Annotated in this window: 20 protein-coding genes and 2 pseudogenes; 12 read left to right on the top strand and 10 right to left on the bottom strand. The window is 43.3% G+C overall.

Translation table 11 applies throughout. The annotated features are described in order from the left end of the window. Positions 1-7 precede the first annotated feature (7 nt). Positions 8-1,591 (top strand): peptide chain release factor 3, encoded by a 1,584-nt coding sequence (locus ACFO3D_RS15390; protein WP_390298022.1) that lies wholly within the window; start codon positions 8-10, stop codon positions 1,589-1,591. 145 nt (positions 1,592-1,736) lie between these two features. Here ACFO3D_RS15390 and ACFO3D_RS15385 read toward each other — a convergent pair whose 3' ends face one another. The 4 genes from ACFO3D_RS15385 to ACFO3D_RS15370 all read right to left on the bottom strand — a co-directional run bounded on the left by ACFO3D_RS15385 (position 1,737) and on the right by ACFO3D_RS15370 (position 5,321). After that, positions 1,737-3,092, bottom strand: coding sequence for an amino acid permease (locus ACFO3D_RS15385; protein WP_390298019.1), 1,356 nt, complete (start codon positions 3,090-3,092; stop codon positions 1,737-1,739). Positions 3,093-3,172: 80 nt separating this feature from the next. Beyond that, entirely contained in the window at positions 3,173-3,805 is a 633-nt protein-coding gene (locus tag ACFO3D_RS15380; protein ID WP_390298016.1) for a LysE family transporter, read from the bottom strand. A 188-nt stretch (positions 3,806-3,993) separates the two neighbouring features. Further along, positions 3,994-4,248, bottom strand: coding sequence for a hypothetical protein (locus ACFO3D_RS15375; protein WP_390298013.1), 255 nt, complete (start codon positions 4,246-4,248; stop codon positions 3,994-3,996). 83 nt (positions 4,249-4,331) lie between these two features. Next, entirely contained in the window at positions 4,332-5,321 is a 990-nt protein-coding gene (locus ACFO3D_RS15370) for a sodium:calcium antiporter (protein WP_390298010.1), read from the bottom strand. 148 nt (positions 5,322-5,469) lie between these two features. Between ACFO3D_RS15370 and ACFO3D_RS15365 the strand changes: the two genes are divergently transcribed. Continuing rightward, positions 5,470-6,195 carry an EcsC family protein gene (locus ACFO3D_RS15365; RefSeq protein ID WP_390298007.1) on the top strand — a complete coding sequence of 242 codons (726 nt, stop codon included), beginning with the start codon at positions 5,470-5,472 and terminating at the stop codon, positions 6,193-6,195. A 67-nt stretch (positions 6,196-6,262) separates the two neighbouring features. Further along, positions 6,263-6,670: a secondary thiamine-phosphate synthase enzyme YjbQ gene (locus tag ACFO3D_RS15360; RefSeq protein WP_390298004.1), complete on the top strand. Its 408-nt coding sequence runs from the start codon at positions 6,263-6,265 to the stop codon at positions 6,668-6,670. 45 nt (positions 6,671-6,715) lie between these two features. Here ACFO3D_RS15360 and ACFO3D_RS15355 read toward each other — a convergent pair whose 3' ends face one another. Beyond that, on the bottom strand, positions 6,716-8,950 hold the full coding sequence (locus ACFO3D_RS15355; RefSeq protein WP_390298001.1) for a bifunctional 2',3'-cyclic-nucleotide 2'-phosphodiesterase/3'-nucleotidase: 2,235 nt from the start codon (positions 8,948-8,950) through the stop codon (positions 6,716-6,718). A 187-nt stretch (positions 8,951-9,137) separates the two neighbouring features. Between ACFO3D_RS15355 and ytxJ the strand changes: the two genes are divergently transcribed. Together ytxJ and ACFO3D_RS15345 are read left to right on the top strand one after the other, a co-directional pair. After that, entirely contained in the window at positions 9,138-9,485 is a 348-nt protein-coding gene (gene ytxJ / locus ACFO3D_RS15350) for a bacillithiol system redox-active protein YtxJ (RefSeq protein WP_390297997.1), read from the top strand. A 305-nt stretch (positions 9,486-9,790) separates the two neighbouring features. Beyond that, positions 9,791-12,508: a UPF0182 family membrane protein gene (locus tag ACFO3D_RS15345; RefSeq protein ID WP_417891976.1), complete on the top strand. Its 2,718-nt coding sequence runs from the start codon at positions 9,791-9,793 to the stop codon at positions 12,506-12,508. Positions 12,509-12,853: 345 nt separating this feature from the next. On the opposite strand, the gene ACFO3D_RS15340 is transcribed toward ACFO3D_RS15345, so the two are convergent. Further along, positions 12,854-13,771, bottom strand: a complete 918-nt coding sequence (locus tag ACFO3D_RS15340) for an aldo/keto reductase (RefSeq protein ID WP_390297991.1) — start codon at positions 13,769-13,771, stop codon at positions 12,854-12,856. A gap of 194 nt (positions 13,772-13,965) precedes the next feature. On the opposite strand from ACFO3D_RS15340, the gene ACFO3D_RS15335 reads away from it, so the two are divergent. Beyond that, on the top strand, positions 13,966-14,133 hold the full coding sequence (locus tag ACFO3D_RS15335) for a hypothetical protein (protein WP_390297988.1): 168 nt from the start codon (positions 13,966-13,968) through the stop codon (positions 14,131-14,133). A gap of 166 nt (positions 14,134-14,299) precedes the next feature. Here ACFO3D_RS15335 and ACFO3D_RS15330 read toward each other — a convergent pair whose 3' ends face one another. Next, a complete protein-coding gene (locus ACFO3D_RS15330; RefSeq protein WP_390297985.1) occupies positions 14,300-14,680 on the bottom strand; it encodes a hotdog domain-containing protein in 381 nt (126 codons plus the stop codon). Between the two features lie 418 nt (positions 14,681-15,098). Between ACFO3D_RS15330 and ACFO3D_RS15325 the strand changes: the two are divergent. From ACFO3D_RS15325 to ACFO3D_RS15305, 5 genes and pseudogenes are all read left to right on the top strand, one after another. Further along, a pseudogene (locus ACFO3D_RS15325) lies at positions 15,099-16,140 on the top strand (hypothetical protein). Then, positions 16,127-18,282: pseudogene (locus ACFO3D_RS15320) on the top strand (molybdopterin oxidoreductase family protein). The pseudogenes ACFO3D_RS15325 and ACFO3D_RS15320 overlap by 14 nt, the downstream one beginning before the upstream one ends. Further along, a complete protein-coding gene (locus ACFO3D_RS15315; RefSeq protein WP_390298147.1) occupies positions 18,283-18,783 on the top strand; it encodes a 4Fe-4S dicluster domain-containing protein in 501 nt (166 codons plus the stop codon). 12 nt (positions 18,784-18,795) lie between these two features. Then, positions 18,796-19,320, top strand: coding sequence for a Rieske 2Fe-2S domain-containing protein (locus ACFO3D_RS15310; protein WP_390297982.1), 525 nt, complete (start codon positions 18,796-18,798; stop codon positions 19,318-19,320). Further along, positions 19,310-19,516, top strand: coding sequence for a hypothetical protein (locus tag ACFO3D_RS15305; protein ID WP_390297979.1), 207 nt, complete (start codon positions 19,310-19,312; stop codon positions 19,514-19,516). The genes ACFO3D_RS15310 and ACFO3D_RS15305 overlap by 11 nt, the downstream gene beginning before the upstream one ends. Before the next feature lie 322 nt (positions 19,517-19,838). Here ACFO3D_RS15305 and ACFO3D_RS15300 read toward each other — a convergent pair whose 3' ends face one another. Further along, positions 19,839-21,443, bottom strand: coding sequence for a catalase (locus ACFO3D_RS15300; RefSeq protein WP_390297976.1), 1,605 nt, complete (start codon positions 21,441-21,443; stop codon positions 19,839-19,841). Between the two features lie 275 nt (positions 21,444-21,718). Next, positions 21,719-22,492, bottom strand: a complete 774-nt coding sequence (locus tag ACFO3D_RS15295; RefSeq protein WP_390297973.1) for a DUF3891 family protein — start codon at positions 22,490-22,492, stop codon at positions 21,719-21,721. 135 nt (positions 22,493-22,627) lie between these two features. On the opposite strand from ACFO3D_RS15295, the gene ACFO3D_RS15290 reads away from it, so the two are divergent. Continuing rightward, positions 22,628-23,485 (top strand): VOC family protein, encoded by an 858-nt coding sequence (locus ACFO3D_RS15290; RefSeq protein ID WP_390297970.1) that lies wholly within the window; start codon positions 22,628-22,630, stop codon positions 23,483-23,485. A gap of 58 nt (positions 23,486-23,543) precedes the next feature. Here the strand turns inward: ACFO3D_RS15290 and ACFO3D_RS15285 are convergent, their stop codons facing one another. Beyond that, positions 23,544-24,152 (bottom strand): alpha/beta hydrolase, encoded by a 609-nt coding sequence (locus ACFO3D_RS15285; protein WP_390297967.1) that lies wholly within the window; start codon positions 24,150-24,152, stop codon positions 23,544-23,546. Positions 24,153-24,157 lie beyond the last annotated feature (5 nt).

Here is a 24,157-nt window from a genome sequence, read left to right as displayed (position 1 = left end):
ATTTTTTATGAGTATACATGATGAAGTAACAAGACGAAGGACCTTTGCAATCATTTCCCATCCCGATGCCGGGAAAACAACGCTGACAGAGCGGCTGCTCCTGTTTGGTAACCTAATCCGATCTGCAGGAACGGTGAAAGGAAAGAAAACGGGTAAGTATGCTACGTCCGACTGGATGGAAATCGAGAAGCAGCGTGGGATATCGGTAACCTCAAGCGTAATGAATTTCCCGTATAACGACTATCAGGTTAATATCCTGGACACACCAGGACACGAAGATTTCAGTGAGGACACATACCGGACCCTGACAGCAGTGGACAGTGTAGTGATGATTATCGATGCGACGAAAGGTATTGAGGCGCAGACGATTAAGCTATTTAAGGTTTGCCGGATGCGCGGTATCCCAATTTTCACGTTTATCAACAAACTCGATCGCGAGGGGAAAGAACCGTTTGAGTTAATGGAAGAGATTGAACAGGTACTTGATATCGAGACATACCCTATGAATTGGCCAGCAGGGATGGGCAAGCGATTCCTCGGAATTTTCGACAGGTATGGGGAGCAGTTTATTAAATACAATGGTAATGAAGAAGAAACCGTTATTCCATATGCGGAATTGGATAGCCCAGACTACAGAGAGATGACGGAACATGCTTCCTTCAGTACGGCCCAAGAAGAACTAGAACTGCTTGACGAAGCGGGTGATGATTTTTCACGAGAGGCTGTGTTGAAAGGGAAACAGACTCCGGTATTCTTCGGAAGCGCCTTGGCGCCATTTGGCGTACAGACGTTTTTTGATACCTTTGTATCGATGGCACCTGCCCCGACACCGAGGAAATCGACTGAAGGTGTCGTGAGTCCTGATAATCCTGACTTCTCTGGGTTCATTTTCAAAATCCAGGCCAACATGAATCCGGCCCACCGTGATCGAGTTGCATTCCTGCGTGTGTGTTCAGGGAAATTTGAGCGGGGAATGACCGTGAAACTGGCCCGGACCGGTAAAACAATAAAACTGGCGCAGACCCAGCAATTCGTTGCTTCGTCGAGGGACACTGTGGAAGAGGCGTTTGCCGGCGATATTATTGGAGTGTATGATCCAAATGCGTATCGGATCGGTGATACGCTTATTGAAGGAAAAGGGGACTTCGAATATGCTGAACTCCCACAGTTCCCGCCTGAGCTTTTCAAAAAAGTGACAGCGAAGAACGTGATGAAGTCCAAGCAGTTTAAAAAAGGGATTGACCAGCTTGTTCAGGAAGGTGCAATTCAGTTATTTAAGCACTTCCGGTCCGAGTCCTATATTCTGGGGGCTGTCGGCGAGCTCCAGTATGATGTTTTTAAATACCGGATGAAAAACGAGTATAATGTGGAAGTTATGCTCGAGTCCATCGGGGAGCGGATTCCCCGTTGGCTAACCGCCGATAAGGTTGATGAGTCACTATTTGATGAGCGTAACCTCCTTGTACGTGACCGTGAAGATAATTATCTGGTACTGTTTAAAAATGAATTTTCACTGCGATGGTTCAAGGATAACCATCCGGATGTGGAGCTAATCGATCTATTTGAAGTCAACCAGTATGAGAGTAGTTAAATTTAGGCATGAATTAGGAGATCAAATCGCATAGCGGTTTGATCTTTATTTTTCCAATATAACACGGCCCGAAAGTTGCAGGGAAATAACGGAATGAGAATCCGATAGATCGACTAACTCAGGTAAACTAGTGGATTTTTTAACTCTAGTCAGGGCTCTTCTTCCATTTTTTATTTAAAAAGAATGTCACAGTACCAATCACCAGGACAAATATAAGGCTGATTAAGAACCCCGGCCGGATACTCTTTTCCATAAGTGTACCGGTAACAGCACTGGCCAGAAGCAACAGGCCAATCCATGCATATATGGAATCCCTCCTGCTTTTGCCTGGAAGAATGTTCAGCGATGAAATGATGATAAAAGCCCAGTTGTACAATAAAAGAATACCGGCAGCAGTGGTAATGTACTCATAGATTTTTCCTGGCAAAAGAAGTGCCGTGATCACCGAAACAAACAGGCCGCCAGCGCCAAGCCCTAATGACGGCAGAGGGAGATTCTTGAACTTCTTAATTTTTTTTGCGAACAACGAGGGGGCATTCTCGTCTTTTGCAATGGTTACCATAAGCGTCGTTACCCCGTATAATGCGGCTGTCATAGTGGAAAAACCAGCGATAATAATCGCGCCGTTGAACAGGTGGGGGAACAGTGGAAGACTATAATCCGCCAACGCTGTGACAAACGGACTCTCCTCCTGGCTGAATGATTTTACTGGTACCATAGTTACCGCAAGTACCAGCGATAGTACGTAGATTATCATGAGACCGATCATCATTACTTTTCCAGCTTTCGGAGCCTCTTCCTTTTTCTTGAGCTGCATTGCCATCAGACCGATTACCTCCACGCCCCCATACGCATAAAACCCGTAAATGAGCGAGGCCCAGAACCCCTGAAATCCTTCCGGGAAAAGTTTGCCTGCATTGGTTGGAACCCCGGGCATATCGTTATTTTCACCGGGAATCCACCCGATAAGAGCCGCGGCACCAAGGAAAATAAAAATAACAATTGCGGCTGTTTTAATTACTGCAAAGATATCCTCAACCTTATCGAATCCCTCTGTTCCTAACAAGACGACGGCAATGGAAAGGAGGGCAAATCCCGCTGCAAAAATCCATAATGGTACCTTGGGAAACCAGAATTGCGAGAGAATAGAGAGTGCAATCAGCTGACTTCCCATAATTAGCACATTGGAACACCAATAGTTCCAGCCACTGCTGAATCCCGCCCACCTGCCAAAGGCCTTCTCAGCATAATAACAAAACGACCCCTCCTGAGGATCGTCAGCAGTCATCCTGGCCAGCAGATTAAAAACAATGTACGTTGCGATTGCTGCCAGAAGAAATGAAAATACAATTGAGGGTCCGGTAAGGCTTATTCCAATACTGGAGCCCAGGAAATAGCCTGTCCCAATTGTACAACCGACACCTACCAGTGAAAGATGCCACCAGCTTAGATTGCCGGACGAGGATGAATTACTTCCTTGGCTTGTTTTATTATTGCTCATCTGAACACCCTCCGGAATTTCATTGTTTCTCTACGTTGTAGAATCTCCAAAGTAAGGATGTTTATTATAAGTAGTTCAAATTAGTGAAAATGCATTAACAGCTTAAACGCCTGCGAGCCAAAATAAAATGCAAATCCGAACATGACTAGTCCGGTGAAAATTGAAATTCCTTTTAAGGTTCGTACGGTAAGGAATTTACGAAATCCACTGGAAATTCCTGCCATAGTAACATCCCACAGCATCAGGCCAAACAAAATAGCGGCGCCGTAAAGAAACAGGTGAAAATTATCATATCGGTCAATTGTATTGGCGAGAACTGATCCGTAAATGCCAAGCCAGAACAGGATGGACAGCGGATTACTAATAGTCAGCAGGAAACCGGTGGAAAATGTTTTTCTGAAAGGGTCCTTGCTCCGTTCCTCATTAAACTGAATTTCCTTTGAGCTCATAATATTTTCCACACCCGTGTAAAATAACACAAATGCGCCGAACGACCATAGAAACGTTTTAACCAGGGGTATCTCCAGAAAGTGAACCACTCCGAAGAATACCGCCGTAATAAAAAATAGCTCAGCTACAATTGAACCGAGTCCAATTAACCACGAATGGATAAAACCGTTCCTGATCCCTTGGTCGATCTGGGCCGCATTAATAGGACCGATTGGTGCGGCTAGTGATAGCCCAAGCAGAATATAACTGATGAATACACCCAAATTGATTCACTCCTTTGCAAGCACGGACTTGTACCAATCTATTCATCATCCGTATTGGATATCACATTTATTTTTCCATAAAAAGAAACACACCGCCGTTTGTGGCAATGTGTTTCGATTTGTCTATTTCCGTAGCGGTAACTTTTGTCGCAGTGCATAATTTCTTTACTATAAAACTGCTACTAAACTTAGTGACGGTTTATGGCCTGGTTAGTTTCTTCCAGTAATCGAAGAAGGTCAGCGGCCCGTTGCAATTCGTGCGCATTCCCCTCGTTGTTAATGGCGGGATTGCGCTTAGCTTCGCTGAGAATTTCTTCTGCAAGTTTCATTTGTTTTTGGGCATCGGTACGACCATTCTGATCAGCCTGTGCCCGCTCAATTGCAAGTCGTGCATTATCGAGATACTCACGTACAGATTCGATATCGTCCTTGCTGGAATGCATTGCCTTCTCCTCCTGTCTTTTATTAGCTAATTTGCCTTCGAAGCCGTCTTTTATACATTAGGAGAAGGCGAATAACTCCATATCTAGGTGAGAAGCAGTGATAACTGGATAAGATATCCGGCTATAACGATTAGCGATGGTGTCAGGTACGTGAGTGTGTTTTTTGCTTGTTTTCGTTCCAGAATCGTTATTACGACTAAGCTTAGTAGGAGTGCTGTGCCAGCCGTGGAAATATGTTCATTGGACGCGTCTGCCCAAATACTTCCTTTCAAGTAAAAAATATCTGCTACGGTTATAATGCTAATATTAAAGGCATTGCTGCCCAGAATTGTACCAATGGCCAGATTGGCATTGGCCATCCGCAATGCAACCAGAACACCAACTGCATCGGGCAATGAAGTGGTTGCGGCAATCAGGAGGCTTCCCATTGCACTTGCACTTACACCGCTGTTCTGGACGATCGAATCGCCTGATATTGCTAAGGCGCTGCCGGCGATGAATACTGTAATCGAGTGAAGGATAAATCTCCGTACAGCACTTTTGACAGAAATATCTTTTTTAGGCTGCTGCTCGGGTTCAGGCTCTTCGTTTTTCAATTCATTCTGATGTTTGGTTGAAATAAGCCCCAGGCCGATAAGATAAGCACCGCCAAGCGCAATGCTTGGCAGTCCGATTGTCAGGATGCTTGCTGATATATCAAAATAAAGTGATCCCATTACAATTAAGCAAAGGATGATTCCGAGTAAACCGGTATAGAGATGGTTTCCTGATACATTTAAAAACAGTCGTTTTTTACGGAAATATATATCGAATAAAAATAAAACAAAGATGTTGAATGTAATACTCCCGATTCCACTCCCCATCGCTATATCGGCACTGCCGATAAGTGCTGCGGATGAAGTTGCGGTAAGTTCGGGCAGTGATGTTGCCACCGCTAAAAGTACAGTACCGGCGACGAGTCCACCGGCTTTTGTTTTTTTACTGATTATATCTGCGTATGTTGCAAGTCGGATAGCAGCAAATACTGAAACTACTGCTGATAAGATAAATATAATGGTTGATGTCAGTAACAAAAGCTATCTTCCTTTCATCCTGCTACGGGATATATACCCAACAAGTAATCACTATAATCATCCCTGGTCACGTTTAGTTTTTGGGTATTGCGAGATGAAAGGTTAAAATGGAATTATGAAAAATGAGTGACATCCGGGAGGTTAAGCGGTGAAGGAATACGAGTTAAAAGTTTACGAAGAACTGAAAAGCTGGCGAAAAGAAGTTCTGAAGCGTTCCGGAATCGTAGGGCGGGTATCAAAACGGGCTCAAAACCGGATAAATGAAATGATTCCAGAAAAATTTCACCGTGTTGTTACAGAAAGCATTAAGAACATGGTAAAAGCAACGCTGTTTGGGTCGGATATCACCACACGACCTTATAGGAAGAAACACTTAACTCTAAAAGAGCGGGAGGAGTTAATTCAGGAAAAGCTTTCCACTTACAGGAGAACTGCCGTTGTAGAGGGAGCCGGGACAGGTGCGGGTGGGATTCTCCTTGGGCTGGCCGATTTCCCATTACTTCTGTCTATTAAAATGAAGTTTTTATTTGAGGTGGCTTCGATTTATGGATTTGATACGAAACAGTATGAGGAGCGGCTCTATATCCTGCATGTATTTCAATTGGCATTTTCAAGTGATGAAAGACGACGCGAGACTTTTTTTATACTGGAGAATTGGGAAAACGAGAAAGATAACCTCACTGAAATGGATTGGCAGGTTTTTCAGCAGGAGTACCGGGACTACATCGACCTGATCAAAATGCTGCAACTGGTTCCCGGGCTTGGAGCTATAGTCGGAGCCTATGCCAATCATAACCTTCTTGACCAGCTTGGTAAAACAGCGCGGAATGCATATCGGATGAGACTTCTGCAGATACCACCACGTGACTGGTAAGTTGGTTTTCGGTTTTTTTTAAAGGGAAAAGAAGGTACAAGGATAAATAGGAAAAGGAGATGATTACATGAGCAAATCACTACACTCTTTTACGATATCTACTAATGAAAAGCAATCTTTCACAAATCTGGACGACTATTTAACAGAAGCATTATCAAAAAGCGGGGTTAACGATGGGATTATGGTTGTTTACTGTCCGCACACAACCGGCGCCATAACTATTAATGAAAATGCAGATCCGGATGTTAAAAGAGATTTGAAGTTAGGACTCGATGAAACATTTCCGAATAAACCGGAATACGTGCACGCTGAAGGAAACTCAGATGGTCATATGAAATCCTCTGTGGTGGGGGCGAGCGAAACCCTAATCATATCAGATGGAAAACCAATACTGGGCACTTGGCAAAGTGTTTATTTCTGTGAGTTCGATGGTCCAAGAAAACGAACGGTACATGTAAAAGTAATCGAAGGGTAAAAAAACCCCTGATTGGAGCGGAAACTCCAGTCAGGGGTTTTTTGGTTAGTCAAGGTTCTCCGTAAGTTCCTCAGCGTCATTATTTAATTCTTCTTTGGCATCGTCCGTAATAAACTTATTCATCGCTTTTTTGTTCAGATGTTTCAGGAATCCGTTTATTTTTTTAACCGCCTGAGTTTTATTGCCTTTGTCTGCATGATGCTCAGCCTGTTTCAGTTTATTTGTAAGTTTAACTGCCAGTGGATGCTCAATTTCACCCACTTCAGTCAGTTCAACGACATCCTCCTTGAGGGAAGGCAATGAAACAGGAGCAGACAAGTCAATTTCGTATTTGGCGAACCCGTTTGTTCCTTCTCCAATATGGGAGATATTTCCGTCCGGTTGGATGAACTGTTGTGCATCCGGTGAGGACTGGAACGTAAGGAGCGGGTTGCCATCAATTGGCGCAAATGACCAGTTTCCATCAGCTGACGGGTCAATTGTGCCTTTTTCCTGAATGTACTGGATGATCACCTGACGATTTTGCATCTGTGGTGATAGCACAATCTGGCTTCCGTCAAGGTTAGGGAAGTTTCCGCCGCCACCAGCACGGTAATTGTTTGTCGCTACAAGGAATACCTGATCGTCTTTAACCGGTTCACCGTTATACTTAAGATTGGTTACCCGTTGTGCATCTGGATTGATGAGATTTCCGTCATTATCATAACGTGCAGGCTCGGTAACATCGATTTCATAGGTTACCCCGTCGATGATATCAAAGTTATACGTTGAGAAGTCGAGATCCACAAGCTTTTGCTGATCACTGCTTGACGGGTCAATTTGGTTAAACTGACCAGCAGACATCTCAAGCCATTCATGAACTTGTTCGCCAGTCAATTTGACAACTTTCATGGTGTTCGGATAGACGTACAGGTCAGATACATTTTTAATTGCGATTGGGCCTTCCGGGATATATGTGTAATAACCAGGACCGCCCCGGCCTCCAGCTTTAAATGGTGCGGCCGCAGATAGAATCGGCAATCCTTCATACTGTGTTCCTTCGACAGCTTTTTCGGTATACCACTTCTGCGCATTTGACACAATTTGCACCGATGGATCATCTTTTACTAATGCAAAATAACTGTAAATTGGTGAGGTTGTCTTACCTACTTCGGACCGGATATATTCAAGTGTTGCTTGATGTTCATCAGCAACCGCATCGAGAATTTTCTGGTCTGGTTCTACAGTCGCTTCACCTGTCTCTTCGTTATAAATGGAACGAACTTGAGAACTTGAATCAATGACATCCCAGTCTTCGCCATTTTTCTGAAGCTGCAGGTCGATGATGCCTAGGTGGCTTCCCCAGAATCCTGCTTCCACTGACGGAACGCTGTTTATGGTCCCGTTTTCCAGATTCACTCCCGGAATTCCTGCAAAAGATTCACTAGGAAAAGCTTCATGGGCATGACCGAACATGATAGCATCGATTCCCTCGACTTTTGTCAGATCGTATGTTGCATTTTCCTCGCGTTCACGAAGTTCAGTCGATCCTAGTCCGGAATGCGGGATAGCTACAACTATGTCTGCTCCATCCTCAATCATTTGCGGAACATATTTTTCGGCAGATTCATGGATGCCTTTTGTGATTACTTTTCCTTCTAAATTCGTCTGGTCCCACTGCATGATTTGTGGAGGGACGAACCCGATCACCCCGACATCAACTGTATGTGTGTTGCCGTTCTGGTCGGTTACTTCTTTTGGAATTATTTTGTATGGATCAAAGAAATTTTGATCGTTAGTTGGATCGCTGTCGCCATCGTCATAATAAACGTTGGCATTAACATATGGGAAATTTGCATCGTCGATGGATTCCTTTAAGTAGTCAATCCCATAATTAAATTCGTGGTTACCTATGTTTGCGGCATCATATCCCATCAGGTTCATAGCTTTATAGACTGGATGAACTTCGCCTTCTTCCAGACCATTTTTTGCAGTGAAGTCACCTAATGGATTACCTTGAATCAAGTCTCCATTATCAAATAGCATTGTGTTTTCTGCTTCAGTACGAGCCTGGTTGATTAGTGTTGACGTTAAGGCTAGTCCGAATTCATTGGTAGGCTGGTCCTGATAATAGTCATAGTTTACTAGGTTGACATGAATATCAGTTGTTTCCATAAGTCGCAGGTCCACTACCGCGTCTTCCGTAGTTTCGGCGCTGGATTGTATTGCACCGAACGGGAATGCGAGAAACAGAACTGCCAGCAGAATAAATGATAGTTTTGCCGATTTATGTGCTCCCATACTGTAACCCCTTTCAAAATTTTGTCACTTCTAATGGTAAAGGATAGAAAAATAGATTTAAATAGGAAGAAAGGTTGGGGACAAAATGCCTGACAAAGGAAGTGTAGGCAATTCTTTTGGTGGTTAGAATCCCCTAGATGATTTACAATATAAGTATGAGCGCTATTATGTTAGTGGAGGGATAACCATGAGTGAATTAAAGGAACTGCAGTCCACTGAGGAACTAAGTCAGATATGGGACCAGTCAGATGATAAACCTGTTTTGCTGTTCAAGCACAGTACAACGTGTCCAATCAGTGCAGGTGCTTTTAAAGAATATCAGGAATTTCTCAGTAATTCCGATGAGGGTCTAGAAGGATATATGGTGAAGGTGATTGAAAATAGAGACGTCTCCAATCAGATTGCTGATCAGACCAGTGTAAAGCATGAGTCACCGCAGGTTTTCCTGATAAAAGATAAGCAAGTACTATGGAATACCTCACATTCCAAAATTACTTCGAACTCAATCAGTGAGGCTTTAGAGTCGGCAAAATAATATAACCAAATAAGCTGCAGTATCAACGGGTGCTGCAGCTTATTTTATGGTTAGGGTTAGGATAGGTGTGGGAGGAAAGAATTTCTGGGTTTTTCGGAGAGTATTATGGATTCGGCTTTTTATTAGCGAATCTCAAAGTTTATTAGTGGGTTTTAGGATGTATTAGCAATTAATACAATTTATCCGTGAATCGTCCCATTACTTTGTGAAAACTGATGAAACCTTTACACCCGCATAGGCGTATTAAGTAGCGAGAATAGTTTTCTAAAAAAACAGGGGGCAACAGTGTGACAGAAAATAAAACCATGACCAAAGCACAAATGGCACAATGGAAAAAACGTCTTAATTGGGTGGGGTACATATTAATAGCGTTGATTCCGATTTTTATAATCGGCTCGCTGGCGGTCCAGCTTATTACAGATTATATATGGATGAATTCAATTGGTTATAAAGAAGTCTTCACGACCATACTGGAAAGCAAAATAATTCTTGGAACAGCCGGGTTTATATTGTTTGGACTAGGTACGCTGTTTACGTTAGTTTGGATCCGGCGCTCATATGTTAAACATTTTGATCCGGGCCAGCTGCCTAAGTTTATGCTGACCAAGAAATTGCTATCATTAATTATTACCGGTGTTTCGTTCGTTGCGGGTCTGATTGGAAGTGTGATTGTTGAAGGCCTTGGTTGGGAACGGATGCTGAAGTTTATTCATCATGCTTCATTCGGTCAGACGGACCCATATTTTAATATGGATATTTCTTTTTATCTATTTATCTTGCCATTCATTAATTTTATTATTTTCTTGCTGATAGGTTTAGCTGTATTTCTTCTTCTGATTGAAGTCGGTATGTATTCTGTTTTCCATATGTACCGGATGAGTAAGTCTGCCCAGCTCCATATGGGGATAACACTTGGGTTTATTGGAGTTTTACTTGCTGCGTATCATTTCATGACACGTTACGCTACACTATCGACAAACAAGGTGAATCTGTTCCAGGAAAGTGTTGTTTATGGACTTAGTTATACGGATGATGTGGTCAATATACCAAAGGCGTATGTCCTGGCAGCAGCGGCAATTGTCATGGCTGTATGGATTATTGTTGCGCTGTTGAAAGGGAGACTTCGGGCGATGATTATCCCGGTTTCCATATATATCGGTCTGCTTGTGGTTGGCCAGCTTGCATCTGTAGCAGTCCAGAATTTTGTTGTGTCACCAAACGAATTTTCCAAGGAAAAGCCGTATCTAGAACATAATCTGGAATTCACACGAACGGCATACGGTTTGGATAGCATTAACGTAAAAGAACATCCTGGTAACTATTCGCTAAGTGAGGAAATGGTAAAACGCAATCAAGAAACAATTGACAATTTACGGATGAACGATTCACGACCGTTACTTGATGTCTATAACCAGCTGCAAACTTTCCGAACTTACTATGAATTTAACGATGTGGATATTGACCGTTATATGGTGGACGGGGAGTATGAGCAGGTTTTCCTTGGTGCGCGTGAACTTAACACTGATGACCTGCCAGGCCAGGCTAAAACATGGGTAAACCAGAATCTCCGTTATACGCATGGATACGGGATTGCAATGAGCCATGTAAACCAGGTCACAGCTCAGGGTCAACCAGAGTATATGGTGAAAAATCTTCCACCAAAAGGATCTATCGAGGTCGAACGTCCACAGGTCTACTTTGGTGAAGAGCAGTATCAGAATGTCATCGTAAACAGCTCGGTTGATGAGTTTGACTATCCTGCCGGCGATTCCAATGTGGACACACGTTATACAGCAGATAGTGGCATCCAGCTTTCAGGGATTAATCGACTGCTTTTTGCACTCAGTGAGGGTTCTTTCCGTATGCTGGTATCTGATCAGGTAACAGGTGAAAGTCAGCTCCTGGAAACGCGAAATATTATGGACCGTGTTAATCGTATTGCCCCTTTCTTTACGTATGATAAGGATCCATATATCGTCGTCCGGGATGATGGCAGCATGGTATGGATTTTGGATGCTTATTTAACTGCTGAACGTTATCCTTATTCTGAACCGCATGATAAGGAAGACAATTACATCCGGAATTCAGTGAAAGTTACAGTTGATGCCTATACAGGCGAAGTGAATTTCTATGGGGTGGACAATGAAGATCCTTTATTGGCAACGTTTCAAGATATCTTCCCGGATTTATTCAGTGAAGAAATACCAGAAGATATTCAGGCACATTTCCGATATCCGGAAACGTTATTTACCATACAGGCATCCATGTATGGTACCTATCACATGTCCAATCTGGAAATCTTCTATAATCGTGAGGACTACTGGCAGTTCCCGACCGAGAAATATTACAACGAAGATATTACAATGGAACCATATTACATGACAATGAAACTGCCGGATTCGGACCAGGCGGAATTTATCTTGATGGTCCCATATACACCTAAAAACAGGCAAAATATGATCTCCTGGATGGGGGTAAGAAACGATGGGGAACATTACGGTGAAATGTTTGTTTACCGTTTTCCGAAGCAAAAAAATATCTATGGACCACAACAGATTGAAAACAGAATCAATCAGGACAGTACGATTTCCCAGCAGCTGAACCTGTGGTCACAAGGCGGATCTGAAGTAATTCGTGGCAACCTGTTGGCCGTACCAATTGAGGATACCGTCCTGTATGTCGAGCCGATTTATATTGAATCAGCCAATGAAACTTCACTTCCTGAGGTGAAACGAGTAATCCTCGCTTATGGTGACTATATCGTGATGGAACAGAATTTTGATAAGGCACTTGATGAAATGCTCAACATCATCGACCCGGATCGTGAAGGCAATCAGCAGCAGGAAAATGGCGACGCTGAACAGCCGGATGATTCCGAACAGCAGATTACCGGAGCTGAAGAACAACTTCGCCAGGTCGCTGAACTGTTTGACGCATATCAGCAGGCACTTTCTGCAGGCAACTGGGAAAAGGCTGGAGAGATTATGACTCAGATTGAAGGTAAGTTGGGCGAAATAGAGTAATAGCAATATAATCTGAATTAAAATGACTACCTTTTGGATACCAATCGGTAGTCATTTTTTTAATAGGAGATGCATTAAATTTTCCGTTTGCAACTAATTGATGAGAATTTTCAGCGATAGCGAAATGTGACGCCAGCAATCCAGCGAAGTGGAACCTCATTCCGTTAATAGGGTGTAAAGTCGCCCGGAACGCGGGGAAGTGGATTCTGGTTCCGCTAAGTGTGCCATGTCGATCAAATTTGGGGGTGAAATGGGCATATTGCGGAATGAGGTTCCGACAGTGTCTAGAAGAAGGCGCTACAGTAAGAATGGCTTGGCACCACTATGGCGATAACCCTTTCTGATTTATGGTAGATTATTCCCTGCTGCTCGGTATAGCTCGTACCATTCTTCTCTCGTCATTTTTACATTGGTAGCTTCCGCGATTCCTCTAAGCCGTTCAGGATTCATAGAACCAACAATAGGTTGTATTTTGGCGGGGTGATGCAAAATCCACGTTGCAGCAACTGCCGAATTCGTGATTCCCTTCGCTTCAGCAAATTCATCCAGTTTGGCATTAAGTTCAGGGAATCGCTCGTTCCCTATAAATACACCTTCCATCATTCCATACTGAAAAGGAGACCATGCCTGGATTGTCATGTTATTCAAACGGCTGTATTCCAGTACACTGCCATCCCGCAGCAGGGCAGGTTCATTTGTCATGTTGACGTTAAGCCCGGCGTCAATCATTCCAGTGTGCATCAGGCCGAACTGCAGCTGGTTAACAATCAAATCCTGTTTCAGATATTTTTTCAAAAGATCAATCTGCATTGGGTTCTGGTTGCTTACCCCGAAATACCTTACTTTACCACTCTCGCTAAGTTTCGTGAAAGCTTCGGCAACTTCTTCCGGTTCCATCAGTGTATCCGGGCGGTGAAGCAGCAGAATGTCTATATAGCCGGTATTAAGCCTGCTCAGGCTTCCGTCGACAGCGTTTAGAATATGTTCTTTGGAAAAGTCGAAGAATCCTTTGCGTATACCACATTTTGTCTGAAGGACAATATCATCCCGGTTATATTGGGTCCCTTTAAAAGCTTCCGCAAAAATCTCCTCTGCTTTTCCCTGTCCATAAATGTCAGCATGGTCAAAAAAGTCAATTCCCGACTCGATCGAACGTTCAATTACCTGGCGGGCCATATCAACAGAAAGATCTTTCATCCGCATACATCCCAGTCCGATTTCCGATACGACTAATCCACTGTTTCCCAAGTCTATCTTATTCATTTAAGGCACCTCTCAATCTGTTATCCCTATTGTAGCATACAGGGAGTAGCATCCTCCTCCTCTGGTCGGAGGCAGCGCTACGCTGATGGCACGGTTTTTTGGGCGTGTAATTTCAATCCGGGTGCCGACGATTTAATCCGGTTTTCTGGATATGATGTAAGCATAAGGAAACACAATCCAAGGAGGCGTTATAAATGAATTTTAACGAATATGCGGTCGGTTATGTAATGAAAGCCCGACAGGCAGAGGTACAAAAGAAAGCAAATGAGCGAGGATTATGGTTGGATGGTTCACAATTCAATAAGAGAATAAATCATAAGCATGGTTGGCTTCAACTATTTACAAAATTTATCTCACATTAAATTAGGAATAAACCCTATAAGAATACTCCACTCCAGTCCAACCAGCAGCGAACAGCCAGTAAGGTCTCTCATTCACAAAATTATTAAAGATAAAATAGGGGAGTTTCCCGGGTAAGATGGGGAAACTCCCTAATTACTTTTTCTTTAAAAAGCCATAAATACACGTTTACAATATTACTCCCGAGAAGCTTCCTCGCAAAACCTGTTTTTCATTCTGATTCGTACATAGGAAAGATGCCAAAATAGATTTTCTGTTTCTGCCTTCTTGCTTTTCATATTTCTCTACCGTAACCTCACAGATTATTGTATCTCCAGTGAACACTGGCCTCAAAAATTCAAAATCCATATTACGCGCTAGTACACTGTAGTCTCCGCCAACTTTTGTCGGTAATGTAGCAGTCAATAGCCCCTGAACGACAAGTCTACCCTGTTCATCAGGAGTAATATGATGGGATCCTTCATCCCCTGAAACCTTCGTAAACAATTCAACATGCTCTTCTGTGAAAGTCCGTTCAAATGTTATCACATCGCCTACTTTTAAAGACAAGCTAATACCTCCCAAAATAAGTTTGAATTCAGTACTCAAGCATTTCTGATCAAATATAACTTAATATATTATACATAATTGGCTGAATATTTTAAACAATAATGACATTAATCGATTAGGGAGTTCATCAGTTGCTTACTATTTTCCATACCGTTATCGGGGCTTTCTGCCATATAACGTATTCCTTCTGGACAGGAATAATAGTTTAGAAAAAATCTTTAGGTCCTCAATAGAGAGAAAACAATTTTTTATATATAGGGGAATTCCCCCTGTAAAATTAGGAGTTTCCCTAATTACCAAAAATCGCTCCGCATTCTATACTTAAACTAGAGTTAAAAAGCAAACGCACATGCGGAGGAGAGTTCAGATGGAAAGTACTGCAGTTAAGGAATCTATTAAAAAATCAAAGAAAAATTCTATTGATAATGCTTTTGCATCACATTTCGCTAAATCGATGTTTCTTACCATAAGCGGCCTGCTGATCCTGATGTTTATCGGAACCAGGATGTTCACGCACGTTGACCTTAACCTATACGGATACATAGTAGGCACGGTTGTTTTTCTGGGCGGGTTCTTTTACCGGTTTATCGCCTGGGGGGGAACGGCCGCCAACAAAAATAATCATTAAAAAAGGAATCAAGCTGGTGTTTCGGAAATCAACACCGAAAACATCGGTTGAACATCTGGCAACATTCCGGTTCATCTGGAATAGGGGAATTTACCGATGGACCCAGCATCTGCTGATCGGATGGGGTTGTATTCTGGCGTGTATGGTAACATTTCCGCTCGTCTTCAGCTGGATGTACTTCACGATGGAAGAGAGCGGTATGTATACAATCGTGCTATTCGGTTTGGATCTGATGGTTGTGCCAGCTGATGGATTCATCGCGTTTATGTCCTATAATGCCTTGAACATCAGTGCAATTATGGTTATCACCGGGGTATCCATGGTTCTTTACCGTCGCTTGAAGAACATGCAGGCACGTGCAGAATACCAGGTTATGTATGATTTTCTGCCATTATACATGCTTTTGTTTGTGAGTATAACTGGACTTGCGTTGACTTTCATAAATGTGTTCCTGCATGGATCGGGCCACTACGTAATGTCCCTGATTCACCAGTTCGCCGTCATTATTACGTTGATTTATCTGCCATTTGGAAAGCTTGCGCATATCCCATTCCGGCCAATGAGCGTATTAGCACGGAATTACCGGGAGCATTACGGCGAAAAAGAAATGAAAGAATGTAAGGTTTGCGGAACAGCGTTTGTTTCCATGGAACAATCCGGTGACGTAATCGATGTACTCGGACAGAATAATTTGGAGTTCAACATGAAAGATGGTTTTAATCTGGCAGAACTGTGTCTTCCTTGCCGAAGAAAATACCGCATCTCCAGATTCTCAGGTTTTGAGCCCCATAAAGTGCCAGTCAAGGAGGCAAATCAGAATGCAAGAGGATAAGTTTTTTAGAAATATAGAGAATGTCAGACACCCAAATGAAACCTTGGTAAAAACACACTGCAGCTATTGTGGAATGCAGTGCGGGATGAATCTGAGGGTAGATACCCGAACTAACAAAATTATCGGTGTAGAGCCACGTTACGAATGGCCGGTTAACCTTGGAAAAATGTGTCCTAAAGGGGTTACTGCATATCAACAAACTAACCATAAGGACCGGATCATGAAACCGCTGATTCGGGACGATGCTTCTTTAAAAGGGACCAAAGAAGGATTCCGTGAGGCGAGTTGGGATCCATACGATTTGATTGCAGAGAAATTCGGTAAGCTGCAGGAGGAGTATGGAAAAGATACACTCTCCGAATTCAGTGGTGTATCTATGACGAATGAAAAGTGTTATCTTACCGGCAAATTTGCCCGGGTTGGACTTGGTACACGCTATATTGATTATAATGGACGTTTCTGTATGTCAAGTGCTGCTGGCGGCTTCTTAAGAAGTTTCGGGGTCGACCGTGGTTCCACCCTTCCATGGACTGATGTACACGAAACGGATTGCTTGTTCATCGCAGGAAGCAATACTGCAGAGTGTCATCCGACATCCATGTTCCGTATTTGGGCAGTACAGGAACGCGGGGGCTACCTGATTGTTGCTGACCCAAGGGAAACCCCGCTTGCCAGATCCATTTGGATTTACGTCCTGGTACTGACCTTGCCTTGGCTAATGGAATTCTGAACCTACTCATCCAGAATGGTTATGCGGATGAAAACTTCATTAACGACCATACAAACGGCTTTGAAGAAACAAAAGAACTTGTAAAAGAATTCACGCCGGAAAATACCAGCTTTATCACTGGTGTTTCTGTTGAAAAAATAAAACAGGCCGCAGAGATCTACGGAAAAGCCCCTAATGCGATTGTTATGTTTGCCCGGGGAATCGAGCAGCAGCATAAAGGCGTGGATAACGTATCCGCATACACCAATATGGCCCTGATTACCGGCAAAATAGGCCGTCCGAAAGCAGGCGTCGCGACGTTCACCGGACAGGGAAATGGCCAAGGTGGCCGGGAACATGGTCAGAAGTCCGACCTGCTTCCAGGTTATCGTAAACTTACCAACCCGCAGCATGTAAAAGAAGTTAGTGAAGTATGGGGGATTGACCCTTCAGAAATGCCACAGCCCGGCGTTTCTGCTTATGAAATGTTTGAACTGATGAATGAAAAAACGATACGTGGACTGTATCTATTGTGCTCAAATCCGGCAGTTTCCGCACCTAATCTGAATGTTGTGCGGAAAGCCTTGAAGAATCTTGACTTCATGGTGTGTGCTGACTTCTTCTTATCTGACTCAGCAGAGTTTGCAGATGTTATCCTGCCGACGGTTACCTGGTCAGAGGATGAAGGAACGGTCACAAACCTGGAAGGAAGAATCATTAAAATTAATAAAGCACAGGAACCTATTGGAGAGTCCAAACCAGACTGGCAGATTCAGGTGGAGCTTGCTGAGCGTATTGGAAAAGGAAAATATTTCTCTCATTTGAAAACAGCGCGCGATGTTGCGGACGAGTTCCGTCTCGCATCCAAGGGTGGTTCAGCTGATTATTACGGTGCTACATGGGACAAAATCGACAAACAGGATGGCGTATTTTGGCCGTGTAAAGATGAAGCGGATAAAGGGACGCCACACATGTTCCTGGATAAAAAATTCTATCATCCAGATGGTAAAGTGAAAATTTGTGCACTCCCGTACCGACCACCAGCGGAAGAGCCAGGTGAGAAATATCCACTGCGCTTGACAACCAGGCGTGTGGTTTACCATTATCTTTCGGGAAATCAAACCCGCCGGATTCCATTTCTGAATGATATGTGTCCGGACCCATACGTGGAAGTTCACCCGATTACCGCTGAACAGTACGGGATTAAGCATGAAGAAGAGATACTCCTTTATACCCGTCGTGGCAAAACCACTTATAAAGTGAAAATAACTGAAGCGATTCGCGAAGACACCGTATTCGTTCCGTATCATTTCGACCATGAACGTTCGATTAACCTGCTGACAATCCCGGCGCTTGATCCGATGTCACGGATGCCGGAATTCAAAGCTTGCGCTGCACAGATAGAGAAACTCAGTTCCGGGAAGGTGCTTTAAATAGAAAAACGACGACTATATATTGAACTCGAAAATTGTATCGGATGTCGTTCATGTCTTGCTGCCTGTACCCAGTGCGGCGGGCATGAACAGAAAAACAGAAACTATGTATATGATGATGATGATGTAAATCCGCTCGTAAACCGCCAGACAATGCCGTTAATGTGCCTGCACTGTGTGGATCCGGCGTGTGCCAGAAGCTGTCCTGCTCAGGCAATCCAGATTCATGAAACAGGTGCAGTTCTTTCAGCCTTGACCGAAAAGTGTATTGGATGCCAAAACTGTACGATTGCATGTCCATACGGAATTCCGCCAATGTGTGCGAGTGTTTGTCCTTCTAATACATTGCAATGGCTAACTGAAGAAGAAATTGAAGCGAAACAACAACAGCATGACCTTGGCAACGACAAATGGGTTACCAGCATGCCCTATCTGGAAGGCGAAACTAACGTACGCGTTAACCTTCCAAGAATCCTGCAGGGAACTACGAAACTGTTTTAAGGAGAGAATATCATGACAGAATGGCAAAATAAGATATCAGCTAACGATGATAACTACACACATAATATAAACACAAACAATGAGAGGCAATTGGATCGACGAGGGTTTATGAAAACAATGGCGGGTGCAGCTGGGCTATTTGCAGTCTCTTCACTTCCCTGGGGGGCTATAGCAGCGAAGGAACTAATGGGACTATCTGACAAGGAATATCCTCATCACAAGATTGCTGAACTTAAAGATGTTTCGGTCGGAAGTTCTATTGATTTTCATTTTCCAACGGAGCATGACAGTGCAATTATGATTCGGTTAAAGGAAGATAAGTTTGTTGCATATCAAAATGCATGTACTCATCTGCGCTGTCCTGTATACTGGATAAAAGAGGAAAAGGAGATGGTTTGCCCATGTCATCATGGCAAGTTTGATCCTACAAATGGCACCCCTACTGCTGGTCCGCCAAGACGCCCACTTCCGGAAATTGCACTAAAGGTAAAAGAAGGGGCAATCTATGCAGTAAGGGTGAAACGTTATGAAGCGTAGTTATCTTGGAGTTATTAGTTTGCTTGCTGTTTTATTCATGAATATTGTATTTACTCAGTTGCTGGTTCATCAGTTTTTTTACCAAAATTTCGGGGATGTTTTGCTATATATGAGCTTCAATTTGTTGCTGTTCCCGCTTGCAGTGTTAATTTATCGAAAGGAAGTTAACAAAGGGGGCAGCAAGAATGCCAAGTGAGACGTTTTTGGACTTTTGTTTTATACAGGAGAAGCATTCTCACCGACATGGCATACTCGAACTGATCGTTATTCAGACGAACGAACAGCCGAAACAGCTAAGAACAGGAAGCGAATTGAAATGTCTTATATTGGTGGGTAGAATGAAGCCCTGCGAAGCTCAGGGCTGACGCTCGATCATTGAATGCTGTTGCGCAGTTTGCTTTTAAAAAACAATAATTCCCCTTTCTGATTTGGAAAGGGGATTTTGTGTTAATATCAAATTTATTAAGGTTTTGACTAAAAACGTCAACTCACTCTTTTGATGGGCGCAGCTTAAATTTTTAATACGGATCTGCGTCGTGTCCTTTTTGTTCTGCCTGCTCAGGAGCCTTCTCGGCATCCTTCATGCCAAGTGGATTTTGGCTGGAACTCTTGGATGATTTATGCTTTGCTGCTTCAGCAAGCCCTTCCCGGAGGCGGCGTCCATACTCTTCATCGGCTTCCTCGGCCAACGCGAGCATTTTATCCTGCAGGTCTTGGGCACATTCGGACAAGTCGCCAACCAAGTTGGAGATCAATTCATCTTTTTCCCAGTCCTCAAATTCACGGTAAGTTTCACCAGCTTGTTTTGTATTGCTCTGCCGGTCGATGGACTCTCGAACCAATTTACCTTCTACTTGTGGGGTGTGCTCAGTTCCAAGCTGCTCTGCCTCTTTTAACCCGCCGAGCGATGAGGGCTCATAATTGACATGCGGATTTTTCTTAGGCGAGCGTTCAGCTTCATGGAGCATTTGCCCGCCTTCTTGGTTTGTCGCAACTCGCTTCTTTGCTTTATTAATATCAAGCTGAAGATAATTTGCCCCGACCCTGTAGCGCTGTGTATCGGAGTATGAAAACGTACGTCCCTGAAGCATTTTGTCATCCGAAAAATCAAGCCCGTCAACCAGTACACCGGTACCGAATGCAGCTTGTTCCACCTCGGTGAAATAGTTATCCGGGTTTTTATTCAGTACCATCTTTCCAACAGGGTGCCATGGGAACTGATCCTTTGGCCATAATTTGGTATCGTCAAGTGGATCAAAATCCAGCTCAGGGTGTTCCTCATCGCTCATAATCTGAACGAACAATTCCCATTCAGGATAGTTACCGTCTTCGATGGATTCGTATAAATCTTGTGTAGCATGGTTGAAATTGAGTGCTTGAATCTCACTCGCCTCTTTAACGGTGAGGTTTTTGATTCCTTGCTTCGGTTCCCAGTGGTACTTAACCAGGACAGATTTGCCTTTTTCATTAATCCATTTATACGTGTTTACACCGGAGCCCTGCATTTGCCGGTAATTTGCCGGGATTCCCCATGGCGAATATACAAATGTAACCATATGGAATGTTTCTGGAGAGTTGGCACAAAAGTCGAAGAACCGCTCACTGTCCTGGTAGTTGGTGACTGGGTCAGGACGGAATGCATGAATCATATCTGGAAACTTCATGGCATCACGGATGAAAAAGATTTTGAGATTGTTACCTACAAGATCCCAGTTTCCATCCTCAGTATAAAACTTAACAGCAAAGCCGCGCGGATCCCGTACTGTCTCTGGAGAATGATTTCCGTGTACCACGGTTGAGAACCGAACAAATACCGGTGTTTGTTTACCTTTTTCCTGAAAAACTTTTGCTCGTGTGTATTTGGAAACAGGCTCATCGCCAACTGTTCCATACGTTTCAAAATAACCATGTGCCCCTGCTCCTCGAGCGTGGACAATCCGCTCCGGAACCTTTTCCCGGTCGAAATGGCTTATTTTTTCAACAAAATCATAGTTCTCCAGTGTAGCTGGTCCTCTATTGCCGACTGTTCGTATGTTCTGGTTGTTCGTCACAGGATGCCCCTGCCGGTTCGTCAATGTATCTTCGTTCTCAATATGTGTCTCGTGCTTCTTATCATCTGCCAACCTTTATACCCTCCCTAAAAGTCAATTAGTTGTTATTCTCCCCCGAGATATCCTGATTATGTTTGTTGTTGAATTCTACAGGGAAGAAATTCTATAAACTCTTTCCTTCACTTTTAAAGTTTATACATATCAATGACGGTATGCTCTAAAGGTGTTAAGATTTGAGAAAAAAGAACTGATCCGGCAGACCGGCCAGCGTAAAATAGAAGTGCTGAATTTCGAGGCATTGAAGTCATTGGCAGTTTAATATCCCCGTATAGTGAGGACCGGTTTTTTCACCGGTCCTTTGCTTTGATTTCGATAGTTTTTTCCTCTGTCTTTGCTACCTGATAACTTTCAATTAGTCCCTTTGCTGCAATGGATTCTTTTGTCACGTACTTCTGTCTAAGATTGAGATTAATGGCAGTATCAAACAGCGGTTTACCAATAAATACTGTATGGACATCTTCCCACCATATGTCCATTTTATCTTTTCCAATCACCGCCAGAGACTCCGAAAGCGGGATGCCCTCACGAAAGAAAGGATGCTCATTATCCTTGGAGGCGCCCGGTTCATTTAAGCAGAGAAACAGAGACAAATTGTCGAATAGCTGTACAAGCCCATAATGAAAATTATATGTCTCCCGGTCAATATCCTCCAGATCCTCAAAAATCTGCTTCTGACGATTTTTCTCCTCCTTAACGAATGACTTTGCCTCTTTTGAGGAATCATTTAAAAGAAATCCGGTATAATGCCTGCTGCATAACAGACCAGCATAGGCATCCTGTTTTTCCACTTCGTCAATCCCATGTTTATAAAACACCATTTTCGGTAATACAGGGAAATCGGTAAAAGTGTATGGAGCCTGTTGTTTATCATTCCAAAACGGTTGTTTATCTAGCATTTTCCACCCGTAATCATGTTGATGAATAGCATATTCAACCGATTGGCGCAGCTTTTTGCCCGCAAAAAATTCATTGCGGAGTGCCATGGCCATTTCACCGGACAAATGAGCATGATGGTCCTGTTCAATCATGATAAATCCCGAAGAATGCTCTCGAACAATCATGTGAAACACCCTTTCTGTTGCATTCTTTGTTGCTGTTATAAGGTTTTTTTGACAGAATTGCAACTCTAAGCTATAATAACTTACATAAAGTAACTTAATAAGTATTGGTAATTATAATAAAAAAGGGGTTCCAAAATGGAGAAAAAATTTTTTCAACCACCGACAGTATACGTAGGTGAGGTTAATATAAATGTAACAGATTTGGAAACATCACTTGAGTTTTACAAACGTATAATCGGTTTTCAGGTGCTTGAACAAACGAATAATAAAGCAGTCCTTACCGCAGACGGTAAAACGCCATTGCTTACACTGGAGCAGCCTGATGGTGTTCTGCCAAAAGAAGACCGGAAAACCGGACTTTATCATTTTGCTATTCTTTTACCAGACAGATCACAACTTTCATCATTTTTAAACCATATAGCCAGAACCGGAATCCGACTCGGAGCATCTGATCACTATGTAAGTGAGGCGCTTTACCTTTCCGATCCGGACGGAAATGGCATCGAAGTATATCGTGATCGCCCAGCTGAAGAATGGAACTGGGCAAATGGGCAAGTTGCGATGGCAACTGAACCGCTGGAAGGGCAAAGCCTGCTGGCTGAAAGTAACGAACCATGGAACGGCCTGCCAGAAGCTACGGTAATGGGGCATATCCATCTTCATGTTGCTGATTTGACCAAGACAAAAGAATTTTATATCGATGGACTTGGATTTAACGTGGTCACAACCTATCCAGGTGCGTTGTTCATCTCAACAGGTGACTACCACCATCACATGGGACTTAATATTTGGAATGGTGAAGGCGCACAAAAGCCTTCCTCCAAAAGTGCAGGGCTAAACTGGTATACGCTTATTTTTCCGGATGAAAATGCTAGAAGCGAAGCAATTGCCGGCCTGAAGAAGGTCGGTGCCGAAGTGACTGAGGAAGCGGATTACTATCGCACCGAGGACCCTGCAGGAAATAGTATTCGTCTATATGTTTTTAAAGGCTAAAAAAATTAAAAACCGTGCTGAACAGCAAAGCAAGCTGCGCAGCACGGTTTTTCGTTGTTTATAAATCAAATCTTTTGTTGTACCATTTAGCAGCAGCTGCAACTTCATTATAGGTCAACTGGTGGCCGTTATTTTCCCAGTGCAGTTCCACATCAGCACCGGCTTCCTCCAACAGGGCTTTCAGGTCCTCTGATTCTTTTGATGGACAGATAGGGTCATTTGTCCCTGCAGCAATAAAGACTCTTTTCCCGGACAGATCAGGAAGTTCAATCCCACGTCTAGGAACCATTGGGTGATGCAGAATCGCACTGTTTAACGCACCTTTATAGTGAAACATAAGACTTGCTGCAATGTTTGCGCCGTTAGAATATCCGACAGCTGTGATATTATCACGGTCGAAATTGTTCTCTTTGGCTGCTTGGTCGAGAAACTCATTAAGCTCTTTCGTGCGGGCTATCAGATCTTCTTCGTCAAAAACCCCTTCTGCCAGACGTTTGAAGAAACGCGGCATCCCATTTTCGGAGACATTGCCGCGAACACTTAATACGTTGGCATCAGGGTCTATTTCCTTAGCGAGAGGAAGAAGATCTTGTTCGGTACCTCCAGTGCCGTGCAGCAGTAATAAGGTCTTTGATTGGTCATTTCCTTTTTGAAAAATATGTTTCATCGTTA

Source organism: Virgibacillus kekensis (genome assembly GCF_042654125.1).
Taxonomy (GTDB): domain Bacteria; phylum Bacillota; class Bacilli; order Bacillales; family Amphibacillaceae; genus Lentibacillus; species Lentibacillus kekensis.
Note: the sequence above shows the minus strand (reverse complement) of the source record. Positions and strands in the feature narration are given on the sequence as shown.

Bases quoted from the DNA above. Each gene is read 5' to 3' on its own strand.
- ACFO3D_RS15310 (WP_390297982.1), top strand. From the start codon at position 18,796: ATGACAGAATGGCAAAATAAGATATCAGCTAACGATGATAACTACACA.
- ACFO3D_RS15335 (WP_390297988.1), top strand. From the start codon at position 13,966: ATGAATTTTAACGAATATGCGGTCGGTTATGTAATGAAAGCCCGACAG.
- ACFO3D_RS15360 (WP_390298004.1), top strand. From the start codon at position 6,263: ATGAGCAAATCACTACACTCTTTTACGATATCTACTAATGAAAAGCAA.
- ACFO3D_RS15285 (WP_390297967.1), bottom strand. From the start codon at position 24,152: ATGAAACATATTTTTCAAAAAGGAAATGACCAATCAAAGACCTTATTA.
- ACFO3D_RS15345 (WP_417891976.1), top strand. From the start codon at position 9,791: ATGACCAAAGCACAAATGGCACAATGGAAAAAACGTCTTAATTGGGTG.
- ACFO3D_RS15375 (WP_390298013.1), bottom strand. From the start codon at position 4,248: ATGCATTCCAGCAAGGACGATATCGAATCTGTACGTGAGTATCTCGAT.
- ACFO3D_RS15385 (WP_390298019.1), bottom strand. From the start codon at position 3,092: ATGAGCAATAATAAAACAAGCCAAGGAAGTAATTCATCCTCGTCCGGC.
- ACFO3D_RS15340 (WP_390297991.1), bottom strand. From the start codon at position 13,771: ATGAATAAGATAGACTTGGGAAACAGTGGATTAGTCGTATCGGAAATC.
- ACFO3D_RS15295 (WP_390297973.1), bottom strand. From the start codon at position 22,492: ATGATTGTTCGAGAGCATTCTTCGGGATTTATCATGATTGAACAGGAC.
- ACFO3D_RS15390 (WP_390298022.1), top strand. From the start codon at position 8: ATGAGTATACATGATGAAGTAACAAGACGAAGGACCTTTGCAATCATT.
- ACFO3D_RS15290 (WP_390297970.1), top strand. From the start codon at position 22,628: ATGGAGAAAAAATTTTTTCAACCACCGACAGTATACGTAGGTGAGGTT.
- ACFO3D_RS15355 (WP_390298001.1), bottom strand. From the start codon at position 8,950: ATGGGAGCACATAAATCGGCAAAACTATCATTTATTCTGCTGGCAGTT.
- ytxJ (WP_390297997.1), top strand. From the start codon at position 9,138: ATGAGTGAATTAAAGGAACTGCAGTCCACTGAGGAACTAAGTCAGATA.
- ACFO3D_RS15305 (WP_390297979.1), top strand. From the start codon at position 19,310: ATGAAGCGTAGTTATCTTGGAGTTATTAGTTTGCTTGCTGTTTTATTC.